The sequence below is a fragment of the Pseudarthrobacter sp. DSP2-3-2b1 genome (assembly GCF_049895945.1).
Taxonomy (GTDB): domain Bacteria; phylum Actinomycetota; class Actinomycetes; order Actinomycetales; family Micrococcaceae; genus Arthrobacter.
In genome coordinates, this window is the sequence record NZ_JAFCTI010000001.1 from 89,202 (window position 1) to 106,156 (window position 16,955).

The 16,955-nt window shown below is 65.9% G+C and carries 12 protein-coding genes and 1 tRNA gene; 4 read left to right on the forward strand and 9 right to left on the reverse strand.

Translation table 11 applies throughout. The features are described from left to right. Positions 1-122: 122 nt before the first annotated feature. The 3 genes from ACP7AX_RS00310 to ACP7AX_RS00320 all read right to left on the reverse strand — a co-directional run bounded on the left by ACP7AX_RS00310 (position 123) and on the right by ACP7AX_RS00320 (position 2,780). Positions 123-1,103, reverse strand: coding sequence for a ribose-phosphate diphosphokinase (locus ACP7AX_RS00310; RefSeq protein ID WP_131682067.1), 981 nt, complete (start codon positions 1,101-1,103; stop codon positions 123-125). Continuing rightward, positions 1,100-2,599 carry a bifunctional UDP-N-acetylglucosamine diphosphorylase/glucosamine-1-phosphate N-acetyltransferase GlmU gene (glmU, locus tag ACP7AX_RS00315; protein WP_426224958.1) on the reverse strand — a complete coding sequence of 500 codons (1,500 nt, stop codon included), beginning with the start codon at positions 2,597-2,599 and terminating at the stop codon, positions 1,100-1,102. Before glmU ends, ACP7AX_RS00310 begins: the two co-directional genes overlap by 4 nt. A 109-nt stretch (positions 2,600-2,708) precedes the next feature. Beyond that, positions 2,709-2,780 (reverse strand) — tRNA-Gln (locus ACP7AX_RS00320). A 148-nt stretch (positions 2,781-2,928) separates the two neighbouring features. On the opposite strand from ACP7AX_RS00320, the gene ACP7AX_RS00325 reads away from it, so the two are divergent. Then, a complete protein-coding gene (locus tag ACP7AX_RS00325; protein WP_131682069.1) occupies positions 2,929-3,555 on the forward strand; it encodes a TetR family transcriptional regulator in 627 nt (208 codons plus the stop codon). A 324-nt stretch (positions 3,556-3,879) separates the two neighbouring features. On the opposite strand, the gene ACP7AX_RS00330 is transcribed toward ACP7AX_RS00325, so the two are convergent. The 5 genes from ACP7AX_RS00330 to ACP7AX_RS00350 form a co-directional block, all read right to left on the reverse strand. Further along, the gene (locus ACP7AX_RS00330; protein ID WP_426224959.1) at positions 3,880-5,706 is read right to left on the reverse strand and encodes an ABC-F family ATP-binding cassette domain-containing protein; all 1,827 of its coding nucleotides are present in this window, start codon (positions 5,704-5,706) and stop codon (positions 3,880-3,882) included. Between the two features lie 50 nt (positions 5,707-5,756). Next, entirely contained in the window at positions 5,757-6,719 is a 963-nt protein-coding gene (locus ACP7AX_RS00335; RefSeq protein WP_131682071.1) for a 4-(cytidine 5'-diphospho)-2-C-methyl-D-erythritol kinase, read from the reverse strand. Further along, positions 6,716-7,597 carry a 16S rRNA (adenine(1518)-N(6)/adenine(1519)-N(6))-dimethyltransferase RsmA gene (gene rsmA, locus ACP7AX_RS00340; RefSeq protein ID WP_426224960.1) on the reverse strand — a complete coding sequence of 294 codons (882 nt, stop codon included), beginning with the start codon at positions 7,595-7,597 and terminating at the stop codon, positions 6,716-6,718. The genes ACP7AX_RS00335 and rsmA overlap by 4 nt, the downstream gene beginning before the upstream one ends. 189 nt (positions 7,598-7,786) lie before the next feature. Then, a complete protein-coding gene (locus ACP7AX_RS00345) occupies positions 7,787-8,947 on the reverse strand; it encodes a transglycosylase family protein (RefSeq protein WP_426224961.1) in 1,161 nt (386 codons plus the stop codon). 282 nt (positions 8,948-9,229) lie between these two features. After that, positions 9,230-10,135, reverse strand: a complete 906-nt coding sequence (locus ACP7AX_RS00350; protein WP_131682074.1) for a TatD family hydrolase — start codon at positions 10,133-10,135, stop codon at positions 9,230-9,232. 164 nt (positions 10,136-10,299) lie between these two features. Between ACP7AX_RS00350 and ACP7AX_RS00355 the strand changes: the two genes are divergently transcribed. From ACP7AX_RS00355 to ACP7AX_RS00365, 3 genes are read left to right on the forward strand one after another with little or no spacing between them, the layout of a single operon-like run. After that, positions 10,300-11,412 (forward strand): AAA family ATPase, encoded by a 1,113-nt coding sequence (locus ACP7AX_RS00355; protein ID WP_426224962.1) that lies wholly within the window; start codon positions 10,300-10,302, stop codon positions 11,410-11,412. 12 nt (positions 11,413-11,424) lie between these two features. Continuing rightward, on the forward strand, positions 11,425-12,825 hold the full coding sequence (locus ACP7AX_RS00360) for a DUF58 domain-containing protein (protein WP_131682076.1): 1,401 nt from the start codon (positions 11,425-11,427) through the stop codon (positions 12,823-12,825). After that, positions 12,822-15,317, forward strand: coding sequence for a transglutaminaseTgpA domain-containing protein (locus tag ACP7AX_RS00365; RefSeq protein WP_426224963.1), 2,496 nt, complete (start codon positions 12,822-12,824; stop codon positions 15,315-15,317). Before ACP7AX_RS00360 ends, ACP7AX_RS00365 begins: the two co-directional genes overlap by 4 nt. Before the next feature lie 108 nt (positions 15,318-15,425). On the opposite strand, the gene ACP7AX_RS00370 is transcribed toward ACP7AX_RS00365, so the two are convergent. Then, a complete protein-coding gene (locus ACP7AX_RS00370; protein WP_426224964.1) occupies positions 15,426-16,925 on the reverse strand; it encodes an NAD-dependent succinate-semialdehyde dehydrogenase in 1,500 nt (499 codons plus the stop codon). Positions 16,926-16,955: the final 30 nt, after the last annotated feature.

Genomic DNA, 16,955 nt, shown 5'->3' on the forward strand with positions numbered 1-16,955 from the left:
ACCCAGTCGATAACGGAGACCTGCACTCCGGTTTCCGCAGAACGGATCCCGGGGCTCTCCCTCGCCAAGGTATCGTCAAAGAGTTTACCAGCGCGGGGCCCGATTACTGAAAACGGCAGTGATCAGGCGTTGCCGTCGAACAGGCTGGTGACCGAGCCGTCGTCGAAAACTTCACGGATGGCGCGGGCGATCAGCGGTGCGATGGAGAGCACCGTCAGCTGCGGGAACTGCTGGTGGGCTGCGATGGGCAGGGTGTCGGTGACCACCACTTCACGGGCGCCGGAGTCTGACAGTCGCTGGGCGGCGGGGTCGGAGAACACGGCGTGCGTGGCGGCGATGATGACGTCCTTCGCCCCGGCGTTCATCAGCACCTGGACGGCCCCGGAGATGGTTCCGCCGGTGTCGATCATGTCATCGATCAGGACGCAGGTCCTGCCCTCGACCTGGCCAACAACGGTCTTGGAGACGGCCTGGTTGGGAACGGTGAGGTCACGGCTCTTGTGCACAAACGCGAGCGGCGCTCCGCCCAGGCGCTCGGCCCACTGCTCCGCGACGCGGACGCGGCCGGTGTCCGGGGAGACCACAGTGATGTCATCCGCTCCGACGCGGGTGCGGATGTAGTCGGCCAGGAGCGGGATGGCCATGAGGTGGTCCACGGGGCCGTCGAAGAAGCCCTGGATCTGGGACGTGTGCAGGTCAACGCTCATGATGCGGTCCGCGCCCGCGGTCTTGTAAAGGTCAGCTACGAGCCGGGCGGAGATAGGCTCCCTGCCACGGCCTTTCTTGTCCTGCCGCGCGTACGGGTAGAACGGTGACACCACGGTGATCCGCTTGGCGGATGCACGCTTCAGCGAATCGATCATGATCAGCTGTTCCATGAGGTGGTTGTTAAGCGGGGCCGGGTGGGCCTGGATCACGAAGGCGTCGGTTCCGCGGACGCTTTCGCCGGCGCGTACGTAGATCTCCCCGTTCGCGAAGTCGTAGGCATCAACGGGCAACAGCTCGGTCCCCAGCTCCTTGGCGATTTCCCGTGCCAGCTCGGGGTGCGCCCGCCCAGCGGCAAGCACCAGCTTCTTCTCGCCGCGTGCCGTAATTTCGCTCATTTGTGCGTGCCCTCTTCTGTGGATGCCGGGGTAATTGAGGAAGCTTCTATGTCCGCCTGGTGGTCTGCGGCTTCAGCCAGTTCAGCCGAGCGCGTGCCGGGGCGGTGGGTGAGAACCCAGCCCTCGGAGTTGCGCTGGGCTGCGACGGAAACAACGAGTGCCCCCGCCGGAACGTCTTTGCGGATCACAGCGCCGGCGCCGCTGTAGGCACCGTCCCCCACGGTGACCGGCGCAACGAACACTGTATTGGAACCTGTCCGGACGCCCGAGCCGATCACCGTGCGGTGCTTCTTCTCGCCGTCGTAATTCGCTGTGATGTTGCCGCAGCCAATGTTGGTGTCCTCGCCGATTTCCGCGTCGCCTGCATAGCCGAGGTGGGACAGTTTGGAGCCGCGGCCAATGGTGACGTTCTTCGTCTCGTAGAACGCGCCGATCTTGCCGGTGTCACCCAGAACTGTGCCGGGCCGCAGGTATGTGAAGGGCCCGACGGCGGCACCGGCGCCGATCACCGCGCCGGAACCGTGCGTGCGGGTCACCTTAGCGCCTTCACCGATGCGGACATCGGTCAAGGTGGTGTCAGGGCCGACGACGGCGTCCCTTGCCACTGTGGTGTTCCCGTGCAGCTGGGTGTTAGGCAGGATCCGGACGTCCTCGTCCAGGGTGACCGTGGAGTCAATCCACGTTGTGGCAGGGTCAACCACAGTGACGCCGGAGCGCATCCAGGCTTCGACGGTGCGGCGGTTCAGTTCGGCGCCGAGGGCGGCGAGCTGGACGCGGTCATTGGCGCCCTCAACCTGCCAGCGGTCTTCGGTGACGACGGCGGCTACCCGGCCGCCTGCCTGCCGCGCGAGGCCCAGGACATCGGTGAGGTACTTTTCGCCCTGGGAGTTCTCTGTGGTGACGTGCAGCAGGGCATCCCGGAGGACCTCGGCGTCGAAGGCGTAAATCCCGGAGTTCACCTCGCGGATCAGGCGTTCGGTGTCCGTTGCGTCCTTGTGCTCACGGATGCCGGTTACGGATTCGTCGTCGTGGCGGAGGATCCGGCCGTAGCCTGTGGCGTCGTCCAGGAGGGCAGTCAGCACGGTGACGGCGTTGGCCTCGCGTTCGTGCGTTGCCACAAGCTCCGCCAGGAGGCTGCCGGTGAGGAGCGGGACATCGCCGTAGGTCACCACAACGGTGCCTTCAAGTTTTTCCTGGGCATCGAGGGCGTTCAGGGCCACCTCGACGGCGCGGCCGGTGCCGGGAACGTCATCCTGGTCAACGATCAGGGCTTCAGGGTCCAGCTCGTTCAGGTGGGCGGCCACGAGATCACGTTCGTGGCGGACCACCAGGGCCAGACGACCGGGGTTGATGCTGCGGGCCGCCAGCAGTGCGTGGGCCACCATGGAGCGGCCGCCGATCTCATGCAGGATCTTCGGGGTACGGGATTTCATCCGGGTACCGGCGCCTGCTGCCAGAACAATGACGGCGGCTGGGCCGGTATTCTCGGGGATCACGTACGGGCTCTCCTTGCTTGTTTACACGTTGCGCCGGGCGCGGCGCGAACCGGCCAAATCACTGGCGGGGCACCGTGTTCATCCTACTGGACGCTCTATCGCACAGCAGTTCCGCCCATAGGATTCGAACCTATACTCCACGGCTCCAAAGGCCGGGGTGCTGCCATTACACCAGGGCGGACCATGCCAGAGGCACAAGGCCAAGGCACAAGTATTTATTTTGCCATGGGTTCAGGGCAGCCCGCGACACGAGCAGGGATCCCGGCCCCGGGCTGTGCCGCGCCCGCGCTTTTCCGGCCCCATCCATGGTGGTCAGGCATGATGGAAATGTGAGTAACAACCCACCCCGCATCCGGATGACAGGCGTGCAACGGCGCAGCCAGCTGATCGACGTCGGCCGTGGTCTCTTCGCGGCCAAGGGACTCGACGGCACAACGATTGAAGAAATCGCCGCCTTCGCGGGCGTTTCGAAACCGGTGATCTACGAGCACTTCGGTTCAAAGGAAGGCCTCTATACACGGGTGGTTGACCATGAGTTCCGCATCCTCCTGGACTCGATCACCGCCGCCCTGACCGAGGAAGCCAAGCCCCGGGTCCTGGTGGAACGCGCCGCGCTGGCCCTGCTCACCTACATCGAGGACCGCAGCGAAGGGTTCCGGATCCTGATGCGTGACGCCCCGCCGTCCCAGCCCGAAGGGGCCTTCTCCACGCTGCTCTCCCAGGTCACAGCCCGCGTGGAACACATCCTGTCCGACGAGTTCGACCGCCGCGGCTTCAGCGCCGAAGACGGCGCCATGTACGCCCAGATGCTCGTGGGCATGGTGGCCATGACCGGCCAGTGGTGGCAGGACAGCCGCCGGCCCGACAAACAAACCGTAGCCGCGCACCTGGTCAACCTCGCCTGGAACGGCCTCACCGGCCTCCAAAAAGACCCGGAGCTGAAGTCCGGGGCGTAGAGGTTGCCGTTCCCGCGGTCACCTTCACAGGCAATTGCGTCACCTTCGCGGCGAAGGGCCCCCGCACCGCTATTGCATCAGTGGGGGTTCGTTGTCGGGACTCGTTCCCTCGGGAAGGTGACTTCTGCTCGCCGGAGCTGGTTCTTCCGAAAGGAGCGCATCGCGGCACATCGGAGTGCGCAGGTCGCTTAGCGACCGGAGCGCTCCCTATGTGCCGTGTCTAAGCGACGCGGAAGGGCCAACTCCGGCACCCAACGCGGCCACCCGGAAGGGGCCGAGTCGCGACCTGAACAAACAGCCCACGGGTGAGGAGCGTAGTGGTGACTATTCGCCGAGGACTTCCAGGGCTCCGAGCCATTCGAGTTCGAGGGCTTCGCGTTCGCCGGCGAGGTCCTTGAGTTTCTTGTTTTGCTCGGCGAGGGCGTCGAAGTCGTTGGAGTTGGTGCTCTTGACCATCTGGTCGTGGAGCTTCTTCTCGGCCTGTTCCAGTTTGCCCAGCTGGCGCTCGATGCGGTTCTTGGCCTTGCGGGCATCCCGCTTTTCGCCTTCGGAGGCTCCGGATGCTGCCGGCGTGGCGCTTCCGCTGGCGCCGGTGACGGGGTTGCCGCCGCCGGTGATCGTGGAGCCTGCCAGCGCGGATTCACGCAGTTCCAGATACTGGTCAACGCCGCGCGGCAGGGCGCGGATCTTCCCGTCGCCCAGGAGTGCCATCTGGTGGTCGGTGACGCGCTCCAGCAGGTAACGGTCGTGGCTCACCACCACGAGGGTGCCGGGCCAGCCGTCAAGGACGTCTTCGACGGCGGCGAGGGTGTCGGTGTCGAGATCGTTGGTGGGCTCATCGAGCATCAGGACGTTGGGCTCCCCCACCAGCAGGCGCAGCAGCTGGAGCCTGCGGCGCTCACCGCCGGAGAGGTCCTTGACCGGGGTCCACTGCTTCTCGTTCGTGAAGCCAAGCTGCTCCACGAGCTGCCCGGCTGTGAATTCCTTGCCGCCCACGTTGAAGGAGCGCTTTTCGCGCTCGATCACTTCGATCACACGCAGGTCAGAGACGTCGTCGAGCTCCTTGACCTCCTGGGTCAGCACCGCGGTGACCACGGTCTTGCCGCGCTTGACATTGCCGGAACTCGGCTCGATTTCACCGTTGAGGAGCTTGAGCAGGGTGGTCTTGCCGGCTCCGTTGACGCCCACCAGGCCCAGCCGCTCCCCCGGTGCCAGGCGCAGGGTGATGTTGTCGAACAGTTTCTGCCCTTCGTCGCCGCCGAGGAAGTCCAGCGAGACGTTTTCCAGGTCCAGCACATCCTTGCCCAGGCGTGCGGTGGCCATCTTGCTCAAGGCCGTGGAGTCGCGGGGTTCGGGCACGTCGGCGATCAGGGCGTTGGCGGCCTCAATGCGGAATTTGGGTTTGGCCGTGCGGGCCGGAGCACCGCGGCGCAGCCAGGCCAGCTCTTTTTTGACGAGCTGCTGGCGTTTGCTTTCCACCACAGAAGCCGAGCGGTCACGCTCGGCACGGGCCAGCACGTAGGCTGCGTAGCCGCCGTCGAACGGGTCCATGATGCCGTCGTGGATCTCCCAGGTCTTGGTGCAGACCTCGTCCAGGAACCAGCGGTCGTGCGTGACCACCAGGAAGGCGCCCTGGTTGGCCCGCCAGCGGGTCTTCAGGTGGCGGGAAAGCCAGGCCACGCCTTCCACGTCGAGGTGGTTGGTGGGCTCGTCAAGCATGATGACGTCGTGGTCTTCGATGAGGAGCTTGGCAAGGGCCACGCGCCGCTTCTGGCCGCCGGAGAGGGCGTGGACGTTCGCGTGCCAGTCGACGTCGGACACCAGCCCGCCCATCACCTCGCGGATCTGCGGGTTGCGCGCCCATTCGTAATCCGCCTGGTCCCCGACGATCGCGGCACCCACAGTGAGGTCGCCGTCGAGCACGTCGCTCTGGTCCAGGTACCCGATGTTTACGTCGCCGCGTTTGGTGACCCGGCCGGAATCGGGGGTTGAGCGCAGTGCCAGCAGGCGCATCAGCGTGGACTTGCCGTCGCCGTTCCGGCCCACCATTCCGATCCGGTCACCCTCTTCGAGACCGAGGGTGATGCCGTCCAGGACGGTGCGGGTCGCGTACGAGACTGTGAGGCTCTCGCCGCCAAGAAGGTGTGCCAAAAGAGGACTGCTTTCTGCTGCTGAAAAGTCGGAAGTGGTGGAGTCGGGGGTCAGAGGAGCGTATCGGAGATGATGCGGGCCCCCGGTACAGGCCCGTGGACAGCGAGGGCGGTCAGACCGTAGTGCCGCAGGTCCTCTGCCAGGCTTTCGGCGGCGGCTGGATTGTGGGTCAACAGCGCCACTGTAGGCCCGGAACCGGAGACGATCCCAGCGATGGCTCCGTGGGATTCTCCAATGCCCAGCGTATCGCGCAGTGCGGGTGCAAGTTCAATGGAAGCCCGCTGGAGGTCGTTCACCAGGACGCGGCTGAGGGCATCGGCATCTCCGCTCCGGAGGGCTTCGAGGATCTTGGGATCCACGGAGGTAGGCTCCTGGGTGCCCAGGCCCTCGGCTTCGCGAAGCCGGTCCAGGGTGCGGTAGACCTCCGGGGTGGGGAGCCCGTAATCGGCGGCAACCAGGACCCAATCAGTCTGCGCTTTGACCAATGCGGGAGAGAGTTCATCGCCCAGGCCGAGCCCGACGGCGGTGCCGCCCAGAAGGGAAAACGGGACATCGGCACCCAATTCCGCAGCCAGGTGCGCCAGCTCGTCCCGGGACAACCCGCTGTTCCACAGTGCGTCGCAGGCCAGGAGCGTTGCAGCTGCGTCGGCTGAGCCCCCGCCCATGCCGCCGGCCACCGGTACCCGCTTGGTGATCTCCAGGTGGACCCCGGTGGCGTGCTCGGACACATCCGCCATGATGGCCGCGGCCTTGTAGGCAAGGTTGTTCTCATCCAGCGGGATATCCACGCCGTCCAGGTCCAGGGTGCTGTCCGGGCTGATGCTCACGGTGATTCCCGGGGTCTCGGTGCTGGTGGCCGCTACTTCCTCGTAGAGCGATACCGCCAAGTACACGCTGGCCACAGAATGGTAGCCATCCGGCCGCAGTGGCCCTACATCCAGGGAAACGTTGACTTTTCCGGGCGCCTTGACCCTGACGGTCCGGGCGGGGAAACGCCCCGCCAGCGCGTTCATGCGGAGGCCTCGGCGGCCTCGCGGGCTTCGGCGATCCGTGCGAACGCGGTGATGTCTATGACTTCGCCCCTGGCGGTTGGATCAATGCCGGCCGCCACGAGGCAGCGCTCGGCTTCGGCGGCTCCCCCGGCCCAGCCGGCCAGGGCGGCGCGGAGTGTTTTTCGGCGTTGGGCGAAGGCGGCGTCGATTACGGCGAACACCTGCTCACGGGTTGCTGTTGTGACAGGCGGTTCCCGCCGGGTGAAGGCGACAAGGCCGGAGTTGATTTTTGGCGCCGGCCAGAAAACGTTCATGCCAATCACGCCCGCCTTGCGCATGCTGCTGTACCAGGCGGCCTTGACCGAAGGTACTCCGTAGGTTTTTGACCCCGGCCCGGCTGCCAGCCTGTCAGCCACCTCGTCCTGGACCATCACCAGCCCGTGCTGAAGGCTGGGGAAATGCTGGAGAAGGTGCAGGACCACGGGGACCGCCACGTTGTACGGGAGGTTGGCCACAATGGCGGTGGGCTCCACCGGCAGGGAAGTCACTCTCATGGCGTCGCCCTGCACCAGATGGAACGCCTCTGCCGCCTCCGGCCGCCACGCCTTGACGGTTTCGGGCAGCTTCGCTGCCAGGACGGGATCGATTTCGACGGCGACCACCGCCTTCGCGGCGTCCAGCAGCCCAAGTGTCAGGGAACCGAGGCCAGGCCCGACTTCAAGCACTGTCTCCTCCGGGCCGATGTTGGCCACAGAGACTATCCTGCGGATGGTGTTGCCGTCGATGACAAAGTTCTGGCCAAGTGTTTTGGTGGGCCGGATCCCGATTTCCTCCGCGAGCCGGCGAATGTCGGAGGCACCGAAGAGGGGTGCGGGCGCGGCAGCAGTCGGTTCAGTCACCTAGGTATCCTATCCCGGCGCCCATCAGCGCCGTGGCCTCTTAACGGCAGCGACCGGCCCCGGAACCCGGGACCGGTCGTGCCTGCGTGCGGTGCTTCCGCCTGCGTGCCTTGCGGCTCTGTGCCTGCCAGGCGGCTGTGGTCAGCTGCCGCCGGTGGGCTTGCGCAGTCGGTTCCTGCGCTTGCTTCCCTAGCTTGTGGCGGCCCAGCCACAGCCCCAGGGCTGGAGGCCACGCTGCGCGTAAACGCGGTTGGCAATGTCGATCTGCTGAGCCTTGGTAGCGAGGCTGGCGTTCGGCGCGTAAGCCCCGCCGCCGGCACCGATCCAGGTCCGGATATCGAACTGCAGGCCGCCGTAGTAGCCGTTGCCGGAGTTGATGGACCAGTTACCGGTGGATTCGCACTGGGCGATCTTGTCCCACATGGCCTCATTCATCATGGCGGGGGCCGATGCGCCCGTGTTCGTGCCGGCGGCCGGAGCCGCGGCGACAGGCTTGGCCTTGGTGCCCACGGTGACCTTCTCGGTCACAGGCTGTTCGGAAACCGTTTCGGAGACCAGCGTGCGGGAGGCTTCACGGCCGTCCACCATCACCAGCTTGAAGGTCTTGCTGACCTTTCCGGCTGCTCCGGCCTGGGTGACCTCTTTCTCACCCTTGAAGAGCTCTGCGCTCTCAGTGGTCATGCTGTCAAAACCAATGTCTTCGGTGGTGGCTGCCGTCTGGCTCGTATCGACGCGGGAAACCTTAACCACCATGTTGTTCACCACGTGGGCGTTGCCGGGCTGCGAGGTGCGGTCGTCGACGCCGAGCGTGATGCCGGCATCCTCAAGCACCTGGGCGACTGTTCCCGCCGTCGTGGTTGCCGCGGCGACCCGGCCATCGACCAGGATGCTGACAGCCTTGGGGGTGGAGATGGAGACGAATGAGCCGTCCACGGCGAGCTGCGCGTCCTTCGGGACGGAAACCGCCGAGGCGCTGGCGACTCCGAGTTCGGTGACGAGGCCCGCAACATCGGGGGACGTGGTGCTGACGGTCTTCTCGGAACCATCCAGGCTGACCTTCACGGCCTTGGCCATGTTGACGTTGATTACGGTGCCGTTCTCCACTTTGACGTCCGCCGAGGGCGAGACGCGGTCGGCCGGCTTCAGTTCCACGTTGGCGCTCTTGACCACTTGGCCAACCGTGCCGCCGAAGGACTGGACCGAGGTCACTTTGCCGTCGACGTTGAGGGTAACGGTTTTGTTATTTCCTACGAAGGCGACAAGCCCCAGCACCAGTGCGCAGAGCACTACGAGTTGGGTGCCGACTTTGACAAAGCTGAACTTGCCGTCCGTTGTGAAGACCTTGACCACGATTGCCCGTATCTATAGGACCATCCGGGCACGGGGAAAAACGCAGTAAAATAGCCGGCAGTTGCCCGTAGGGACAGCTCCGGCCACCATTGCGCCGCCACACTCCGCAAGGCAGGCAGGGGGCAAGAAAGCCTTGCCGGGTCCTGCTGCGAGTGAAGTGAAATAATCCGAAGGCCTTCCCCGACCCCGGCTAATAGTTACCCACTGTAACCGTAGCGTTATAAAGCGGCCAAGAAATTTGCATACGAAGTATGCTTTGCAAGGTCCCCGACTGCCCCCTCCTCAGGCCCAGGAACCGTATGCCCGCACGGTATTTTCGCTGATCCGGGAGCAGAGCTCGGCCAGGTCGGTTCCTGTCAATTCGGCCATGGCCCGGACCGTGTACGGCACCATGTAACTGGCGTTCGGACGGCCGCGGTGCGGGTGCGGGGTCAGGAACGGCGCATCAGTTTCAACCAGCACCAGGTGCGGATCTGCCACGGCGAGCGCCGCCCGGAGGTTTGCTGCGTTCTTAAAGGTCAGCGTGCCGGCGAACGACATGTTCCAGCCTGCCGCGTTGCAGATCCTGGCGAGCTCCTCATCACCCGAAAAGCAGTGGAAGACGACCCGCTCCGGCGCTCCCTCTTCGCGCAAAACCTGGACGACGTCGTCGTGCGCGTCCCTGTCATGGATCTGCAGGGTCAGGTCGAGGCGCTTGGCGATGTCGATGTGCCGCCGAAAGGAATAGCGCTGGTGCGCCAGGCCCTCCCCCTCGGTGCGGTAAAAATCAAGGCCGGTTTCGCCGATAGCGCGGATGCGCGGATGGGCGGCCAGTTGCTCGATCTCAGCCAAGGCCTCCTCCAACTCGCCTCGCTGCGCGTACTTCGGGGCGTCATTGGGATGCAGCGCCACCGCTCCCAACAGCCTGCTGTCCATGTCCACTGCCTGGACCGTGAACCGGGAGGACTCAAGGTCGCACCCCACCTGGACTGCGCCCTGGACCCCAACGGCCTGCGCGGCGTCCAACGCCGCGGCGATGGCGACAGGCTTGTCACCGTTGGGGAAATCGAGGTGCGTGTGGTTGTCCATGACAGGCACCGGCAAAGGCTCCGGGGCGGGCGGGAAGTCCTGCCGCGCCTGCGGGCCCGGCCCCGCCGCGGCGTCGGGCCCGGCTGACCGGTAAGCGGCGGGAATCAGCGGATTGCACATCCCTCCACACTAGCGGCGTCAGATCCCTCCGGAATTCGCGGAACTCTCTGTCTGCAAAGCCAGTTGTGTTAGTAGGCTGGTACGAACAGATCCGAATGTCCACCGAGGTCGAAGGCAGGCCTGCTGTCCCGTCCCAGGTGATCCCCGGGCTGAAAGGAGCGCAGATGGACCCTCATCGCCGCACCGCAGTAAACGAAATGGCTCCTGCCCCGCGAAATTTCACAGCTGTCACGGAGCCGGTGAGCCATCTGAACGGCCATAAGGCTGCGGCCATGGACGCCGAGGAGTTCCACGCAGCCAGCCGGCGGATCCTGGACTCGATCAACACCGTCATTGACGGAAAGTCGGATGCAGCAAGGCTTGCCCTGACGGTACTGCTGGCCCAGGGGCATCTCCTTTTGGAGGACGTCCCCGGGGTGGGCAAGACGTTGCTGGCCAAAACCCTCGCCCGGACCATTGACTGCACCGTCAGCCGGATCCAGTTCACCCCGGATCTCCTGCCCTCGGACGTGACGGGGGTGTCCATCTACAACCAGTCCTCGCGGCTCTTTGAGTTCCGGCCCGGGGCCGTGTTTGCCAACATTGTCATTGGTGATGAAATAAACCGCGCCTCGGCCAAGACCCAGTCGGCACTGCTGGAGTGCATGGAGGAGCATCAGGTCACCGTGGACGGGGACTCCTACAAGCTCGACGAGCCATTCATGGTCGTGGCCACGCAGAACCCCATCGAGATGGAAGGCACCTATCCGCTCCCGGAAGCCCAGCGCGACCGGTTTATGGCCCGCATCTCGATGGGCTACCCGGACAAGGAGTCCGAGATAGAAATGCTCGAGACGCATCAGGCGTCATCGCCGCTGGACAACGTCTCCCCCGTTGTCACCGCCGCCGACGTCGCGGCCATGATCGCTACCGTCCAGCAGGTTTACGTCTCCCAGGCGGTCAAGGAATACACCGTTTCGGTAGGCCGGGCCACCCGTGAAACCCCGCTGCTGCGGCTCGGAGCCAGCCCGCGCTCCATGCTTCAGTTGCTGCGGGCGGCCAAGGCCACCGCAGCCCTGGACGGCCGCGATTTCGTTCTCCCGGACGACGTCATCAGCGTGGCAGATTCCGTGCTGGCACACCGGATCATCCTCGACCGGAAAGCAGCCAGCGCAGGTGAGACGGCGCACAGCATTATCAGGGGTGTCCTGGCCAGGCTCCCGGTCAGCCAGGACCCGGTGAAAAGTGCCGGCCGGTCCTCCGACTCGCCGGTCGCGGCGTCGCGCCGCACCCATTAGGCAGCCACTCCCATGGCGCTGCACGACCGGCTCCCGCGGCACCTCTTCACCCAGCGCGGCTGGGGGCTCCTTGCTGCGGGGGCCATCTCGCTGTTGGCCGCGCAGATCATGGGACGGCGCGATCTCCTGACCCTCGCGGTCCTGCTGATCGTCCTCCCGCTGGTGTCGCTGGCGGGAATCAGGCTGGTGAAGCCCCGGTTCCAGGTGTACCGCGAGTTCAACCCGTCCCCCGTGGAGACCAACGCTGCCAGCACCGTACGGCTGGCTGTAGGAAGGACCAGTTACGCCGGCGGCCACGCGATCATGGAGGAACGGTTGCCGCCGCGGTTTGGCGAGTCGCCGGCCTTCCGGTTCCCCGCCCGCTCCGCCACCGGCGGGATCAGCAGATACGAATACCATCTCCGTGCCAGCCAGCGCGGGCAGTACCTGATCGGCCCGGTAACGGCTGAATTCACCGATCCGTTCGGCCTTTCGTTACACCGCCAGGCAATTGACGACGGCGACACGCTCACAGTGACGCCGGCCGCCGTCGACCTTCCCGTAACCGGGCTGGCCGGCGCCCGGGGGAACGATGGCATCACAGCTACCCGCACCCGCGCCAATCCCAGCGACGACGACGTCATGACCCGCGAATACCGCCATGGCGATCCCATGCGCAGGGTCCATTGGCCGGCCACCGCCCGCCACGGCGTCCTGATGGTACGCCAGGAAGAGTCGGTCACCACACCCGAAGCCACCCTTATCCTGGACCAAAGGTTCACGGCATTTCCCGGCGGCCCGGGCCCGGGACACGGCGGCAATCCAACGGTGAATGGCCGCGAGATGGCCAGCAGCCCCGCCTTTGAATGGGCCGTAATAGCTGCGATTTCCATCTGTACGCACCTTTCGGACCGTAACTACGCGCTTCGCCTCCTCGATCCCCGCGGCGAACCGGCCTTCCTCCGCTCCCCGTCCTCACCCGAACCGGAAGCCGAGGAATTTACGGGGGCGTCAGGACTGCTGGCAATCGCCGAAAGCCTTGCCGCCATTCACCTCAGCGGACCGCACCACGCCGCCCGGGACCATGGCCCGGACTCCGGCCCTGCCGTGTTCGACGATCATCTGATGGACAAGCTGTCCGCCCACCGGATGCGCGGGCCGGTCATTGCGGTTCTTGGCAAGGTCACAGCGGCCGAAGCCAGGGCCCTGGCGCCCGGTGCGGGCTACGGGGCGAATGCCTTCGCCATCATTGTCACCGACAGGCCCGCGGACGCCGAGGAATCCCTGGAGATCCTCCGTAGGGGTGGCTGGCGGGCTGTGGCAGTAGCTACGTCAATCCCGGTTCCCGTGGCCTGGAGCGAGTTTGATCAAGGTGGCGGCGGGCAGGCTACCGCTGCTGCCGACGTCCGCCGCGGAGCGGAGGTGGGGCGGTGACAATTGCGCCGGAACGTAAGGCCTCGCGCGAACAGCCTCAGGCGGGAGCGGGCACACCAGGTTCGGGACCGAACCGTGCCCGGCTGCGGGTAGGGGTTTACCCCTGGGCCATGGCCGGGGCGGTTGCCCTGTCCGTAGCGGGCGCCGCGGTCTCGCTCAACGGGGTCCTGCGCGGCTGGGCCTGGTACTTGCCCGTTGTGACCACAGTGCTCGTTGTCTGCCTGTCCATCGCAACGCTCCGTGCCCTCCGGGCCCATCCCGTGCTTGTGGCGGCCGGTGGATTCGCATCCCTGATCGCCATCCTGACCCTCACATTCTTCCGGAACACGGGAGTTGCAGGCTTTATCCCCTCCGGGGCAACCATGGCTGAACTGGACAGGTTTATCCGCCGCGCCAGTGAAACGGTGCTTGCCGAAAGCGCTCCGGTGGCTCCGAACGCGGGGATCGTCATGGTCATCTGTGCTGTTCTGGGCCTGACAGTCATCCTCATCGATGCGCTTGCGGTGCCACTGGGTATGCCTGCCACCACCGGGGTGGGCCTGCTCGCCATTCTGGTGGTCCCTGCCATGGTCAAACCGCAGAGCGTGGGGTTCTGGGGCTTCTGCGCCACGGTGGCCGGCTATCTGCTGATCCTGGCCTGCAGCCAATGGTTTGCCCCGGACGCACGCACGTCGGCGGACAGCGCCAGGAATCCGGGCCAGCTCAGGCGCGCGGTCATGACCGGAACCGTGGCGCTGGTGGCAACCCTCGCGGTGCCAATGGCAGTCCCCGGTTTCGATCACGGGACCTTCCCGCAGGGGTCCAGGCTCAACCCCTGGGGCACCGGAACAGGCCTGAATCCCATGATCACGCTGGGAAACAGCTTGCGGACCCCAGCGGGCAGCGGCCGGATCACCTACGCCACCAACGCCAGCAAACCGGTGTATTTGCGGTCGGTTACCGTGGATAATTTCGACGGCGACTCCTGGGGACCTGATGACCGGGAAGGAGACCGGCGGCCGGTTAACGGGGTGCTGGAGACCGGCTACGAGATCCTCGCCGAGGAACAGGTCCGCCAGGTGACGGCGGTGGAGACGGGAACGTTCACCAGCCCCTACCTTCCGTTGCCCTACGCTCCGGAGACCATCCGCGGGCTCAGTGGCGGCTGGACTTGGGACCCGGCCACCCTTTCGGTCAAGGGAGCCAACACCAACTCGCGCAACCAGCTGTACATCGTATCCTCCACCGCGCCCCGACTCACAGCGGAAGCGCTGCAGCAGTCGTCGGCGCCGGTCCGCGGCATCTCCGGGGACTTCACCAGGATCCCGGGCAACATCCCGGAAATAGTCCGCACCACAGCTGACACTGTGACAGGTTCCAGCGGCACCGCCTATGCCAAGGCCATGGCAATCCAAAACTTCTTGCGGTCCGGGGACTTCACCTATTCGCTCCAGTCTCCGGTCCAGAATGGCTATGACGGCAACGGGCTGTCTGTCCTGGCGGACTTCCTGACTCAAAAGAGCGGTTACTGCATCCATTACTCATCGGCGATGGCGGTGATGGCCAGGCTTGAAGGAATACCGAGCCGCATCGCCGTCGGTTACGCCCCCGGCAGGCCCACCGGAGCCACGGTGGCAGTGCTGGGACAGGGAGCGCTGCCCGAGTTCGAGGTGGACTCCCGGGACGCCCACGCCTGGCCCGAGCTCTACTTCCAGGGTTTGGGATGGGTACCGTTCGAGCCCACCCCCTCACGCGGCGTAGTACCCGATTACGCCACGGAGTCCTCCAGCCCCGGCTCCCCCAGCGTCATAGAAAACAACGAGGACCTCCTTCCCGGTGCCACCTCCGCTCCAGTTACCCCAACCCCCACTGCCGCGCCTCTGCCGGGTGCCGGTGGCGGTACGGACGACGCCGGCCAGCAACTCATGCCGTGGCTGGTGACGGCAGGGAGCGCCCTGGGCCTGTACCTGCTTCTGGCTTCGCCGCGGCTGATCCGGCTGGGGCGGCGTGCCCGACGGCTCCGGAGCCAGGATCCGCCCCAGGAGGACGCAGTTCCGCTGGCGTGGTCCGAACTGCGCGATCTCGGGACCGATTATGGCTTGCCACCGCTGCACAGCGAGACGCCGCGGACCTATTCTGCCCGGCTCAGCCATTCGGCCCTGCTCGGTGGAGCGGGCCGCATGGACGACGCCGCGCACAAGGCAGTCCGCACCCTGACAGCCGACTTCGAACGGGACCACTATGGCCGGCCACTCCATCAAGAACGCCCGGGAAAGCATCAGCCGGCGGCCGCACGGATCGCCGCCGTGCACCAGTCACTGCGTCAGAACGCCACCTTCTTCCGGCGTTTCAGGGCCGACTGGCTCCCGGCATCCGTCCTTGGACAGCTGGGCCGGATTCTGGCATTGCCGTTCAACGCGATCGGAAGGCTGGCGCTCCGGGCGGCCAGGACCGCCCCGCGCGCGTGGTCAAGGGCGCGCGACGGCCTGTTCCGGCCCCGCGGAAGCCAATAACAAAAGGTATAGCCGGAAGGCCCCGGATGGGTGAACCGCCCGGCAGGGGAAGCTTGCCGCGGCAAGCCGACGCCGGGGCTCCGGCGCCGCCGGGTCAGCAACCGGCCGTCAGCCGGCGTAGGGGTCGGCGATGCCGATGTACTGGGTGTAGAGGTATTCCTCGATGCCTTCGAGGCCGCCTTCGCGGCCCAGGCCGGACTGCTTGACGCCGCCGAAGGGTGCGGCGGCGTTGGAGATGACGCCGGCGTTCAGACCAAGCATGCCGGTTTCGAGCCGTTCACCCATCCGCAGGCCGCGATTGAGGTCCCTGGTGAAGACGTAGGCGACGAGGCCGTACTCGGTGTTGTTGGCCAGCCGGACAGCTTCGGCCTCGGTGCCGAACGTGATGATGGGGGCGACTGGTCCGAAGATTTCCTCGGACAGGATCCGGGTGCCTTCGGTGACGCCGGTGAGGATGGTGGGCTGGTAGAAGTAGCCCGGCCCTTCCGCCGGTGCGCCGCCCAGGACAGCCTTGGCGCCGGAAGCGACGGCGTCGGAAACCAGTTCGTGGACCTTGTCCCGGCTCTTGGCGTCGATCAGCGGGCCCACTTTGGACTCCGGTTCTGTCCCGCGGGCGGTGGTCATCTCCGCCATTTTCCCGGCGAACTTCTCCGCGAACTCCTCCGCCACCGCTTCGTGGACAATGAACCGGTTGGCCGCGGTGCAGGCCTCACCCATGTTGCGCAGCTTCGCCAGCATCGCCCCGGCGACGGCGGCATCCAGGTCCGCGTCCTCGAACACTACGAAAGGTGCATTTCCGCCGAGCTCCATCGAGGTCCGCAGCACGGTCTCGGAGGCGTCCGCGAGCAGCCGGCGGCCCACCTCAGTGGAACCGGTGAAGGACAGCTTCCTCAGGCGCTGGTCCTTAATCAACGGACCCGTGGTGGCGCCGGCCGTGGAGGTGGGGATCACGTTCAGGACACCGGCGGGCAGGCCTGCTTCCATCATGACGGCGGCGAACAGCTGCGAGGTCAGCGGGGTGAGGTTGGCGGACTTGAGCACCATGGTGCAGCCTGCGGCCACGGCGGGGGCGATCTTCCGGGTGGCCATGGCCAGCGGGAAATTCCACGGCGTAATCAGCAGGCACGGGCCCACCGGCTTTTTCGTCACCAGCAGGCGGGACTTCCCGTCCGGTGACACGGAGTACCGGCCGAAGGCCCGGACGGCTTCCTCGGAAAACCAGCGCAGGAACTCAGCGCCGTAGGTCACCTCGCCGCGGGCTTCGGCCAGCGGCTTGCCCATTTCCAGGGTCATCAGCAGGGCAAAGTCCTCGGCCCGTTCGGTCACCAGGTCAAAGGCCCGGCGCAGGATCTCGCCCCGTTCACGAGGCGGGACCTTCGCCCAGGACTCCTGCGCCCCAGCGGCAGCATCGAGGGCGGCCATACCGTCCTCGGCAGCGGCGTCCGCGATACTCAGCAGCACCTTGCCCGTGGCGGGGTCCTCGACGTCGAACGTCTTCCCCGAGGCAGCGGGCCGCCACTGGCCATTGATCAACAGGCCAGTGGGAACAGAGGCGAGCAGATCGCTCTCGTGCTTGGCGGTTACGGCTGGCTGTGCAGTGAGCGTCACGGTGACTCCCTTGTCAGTGGGGTTGGGCTG

What these genes read in the sequence shown, in the direction of transcription:
- ACP7AX_RS00310 (WP_131682067.1), bottom strand. Translation starts at nt 1,103, where the DNA reads ATGAGCGAAATTACGGCACGCGGCGAGAAGAAGCTGGTGCTTGCCGCT.
- ACP7AX_RS00335 (WP_131682071.1), bottom strand. Translation starts at nt 6,719, where the DNA reads ATGAACGCGCTGGCGGGGCGTTTCCCCGCCCGGACCGTCAGGGTCAAG.
- ACP7AX_RS00350 (WP_131682074.1), bottom strand. Translation starts at nt 10,135, where the DNA reads ATGTGCAATCCGCTGATTCCCGCCGCTTACCGGTCAGCCGGGCCCGAC.
- ACP7AX_RS00355 (WP_426224962.1), top strand. Translation starts at nt 10,300, where the DNA reads ATGGACCCTCATCGCCGCACCGCAGTAAACGAAATGGCTCCTGCCCCG.
- ACP7AX_RS00360 (WP_131682076.1), top strand. Translation starts at nt 11,425, where the DNA reads ATGGCGCTGCACGACCGGCTCCCGCGGCACCTCTTCACCCAGCGCGGC.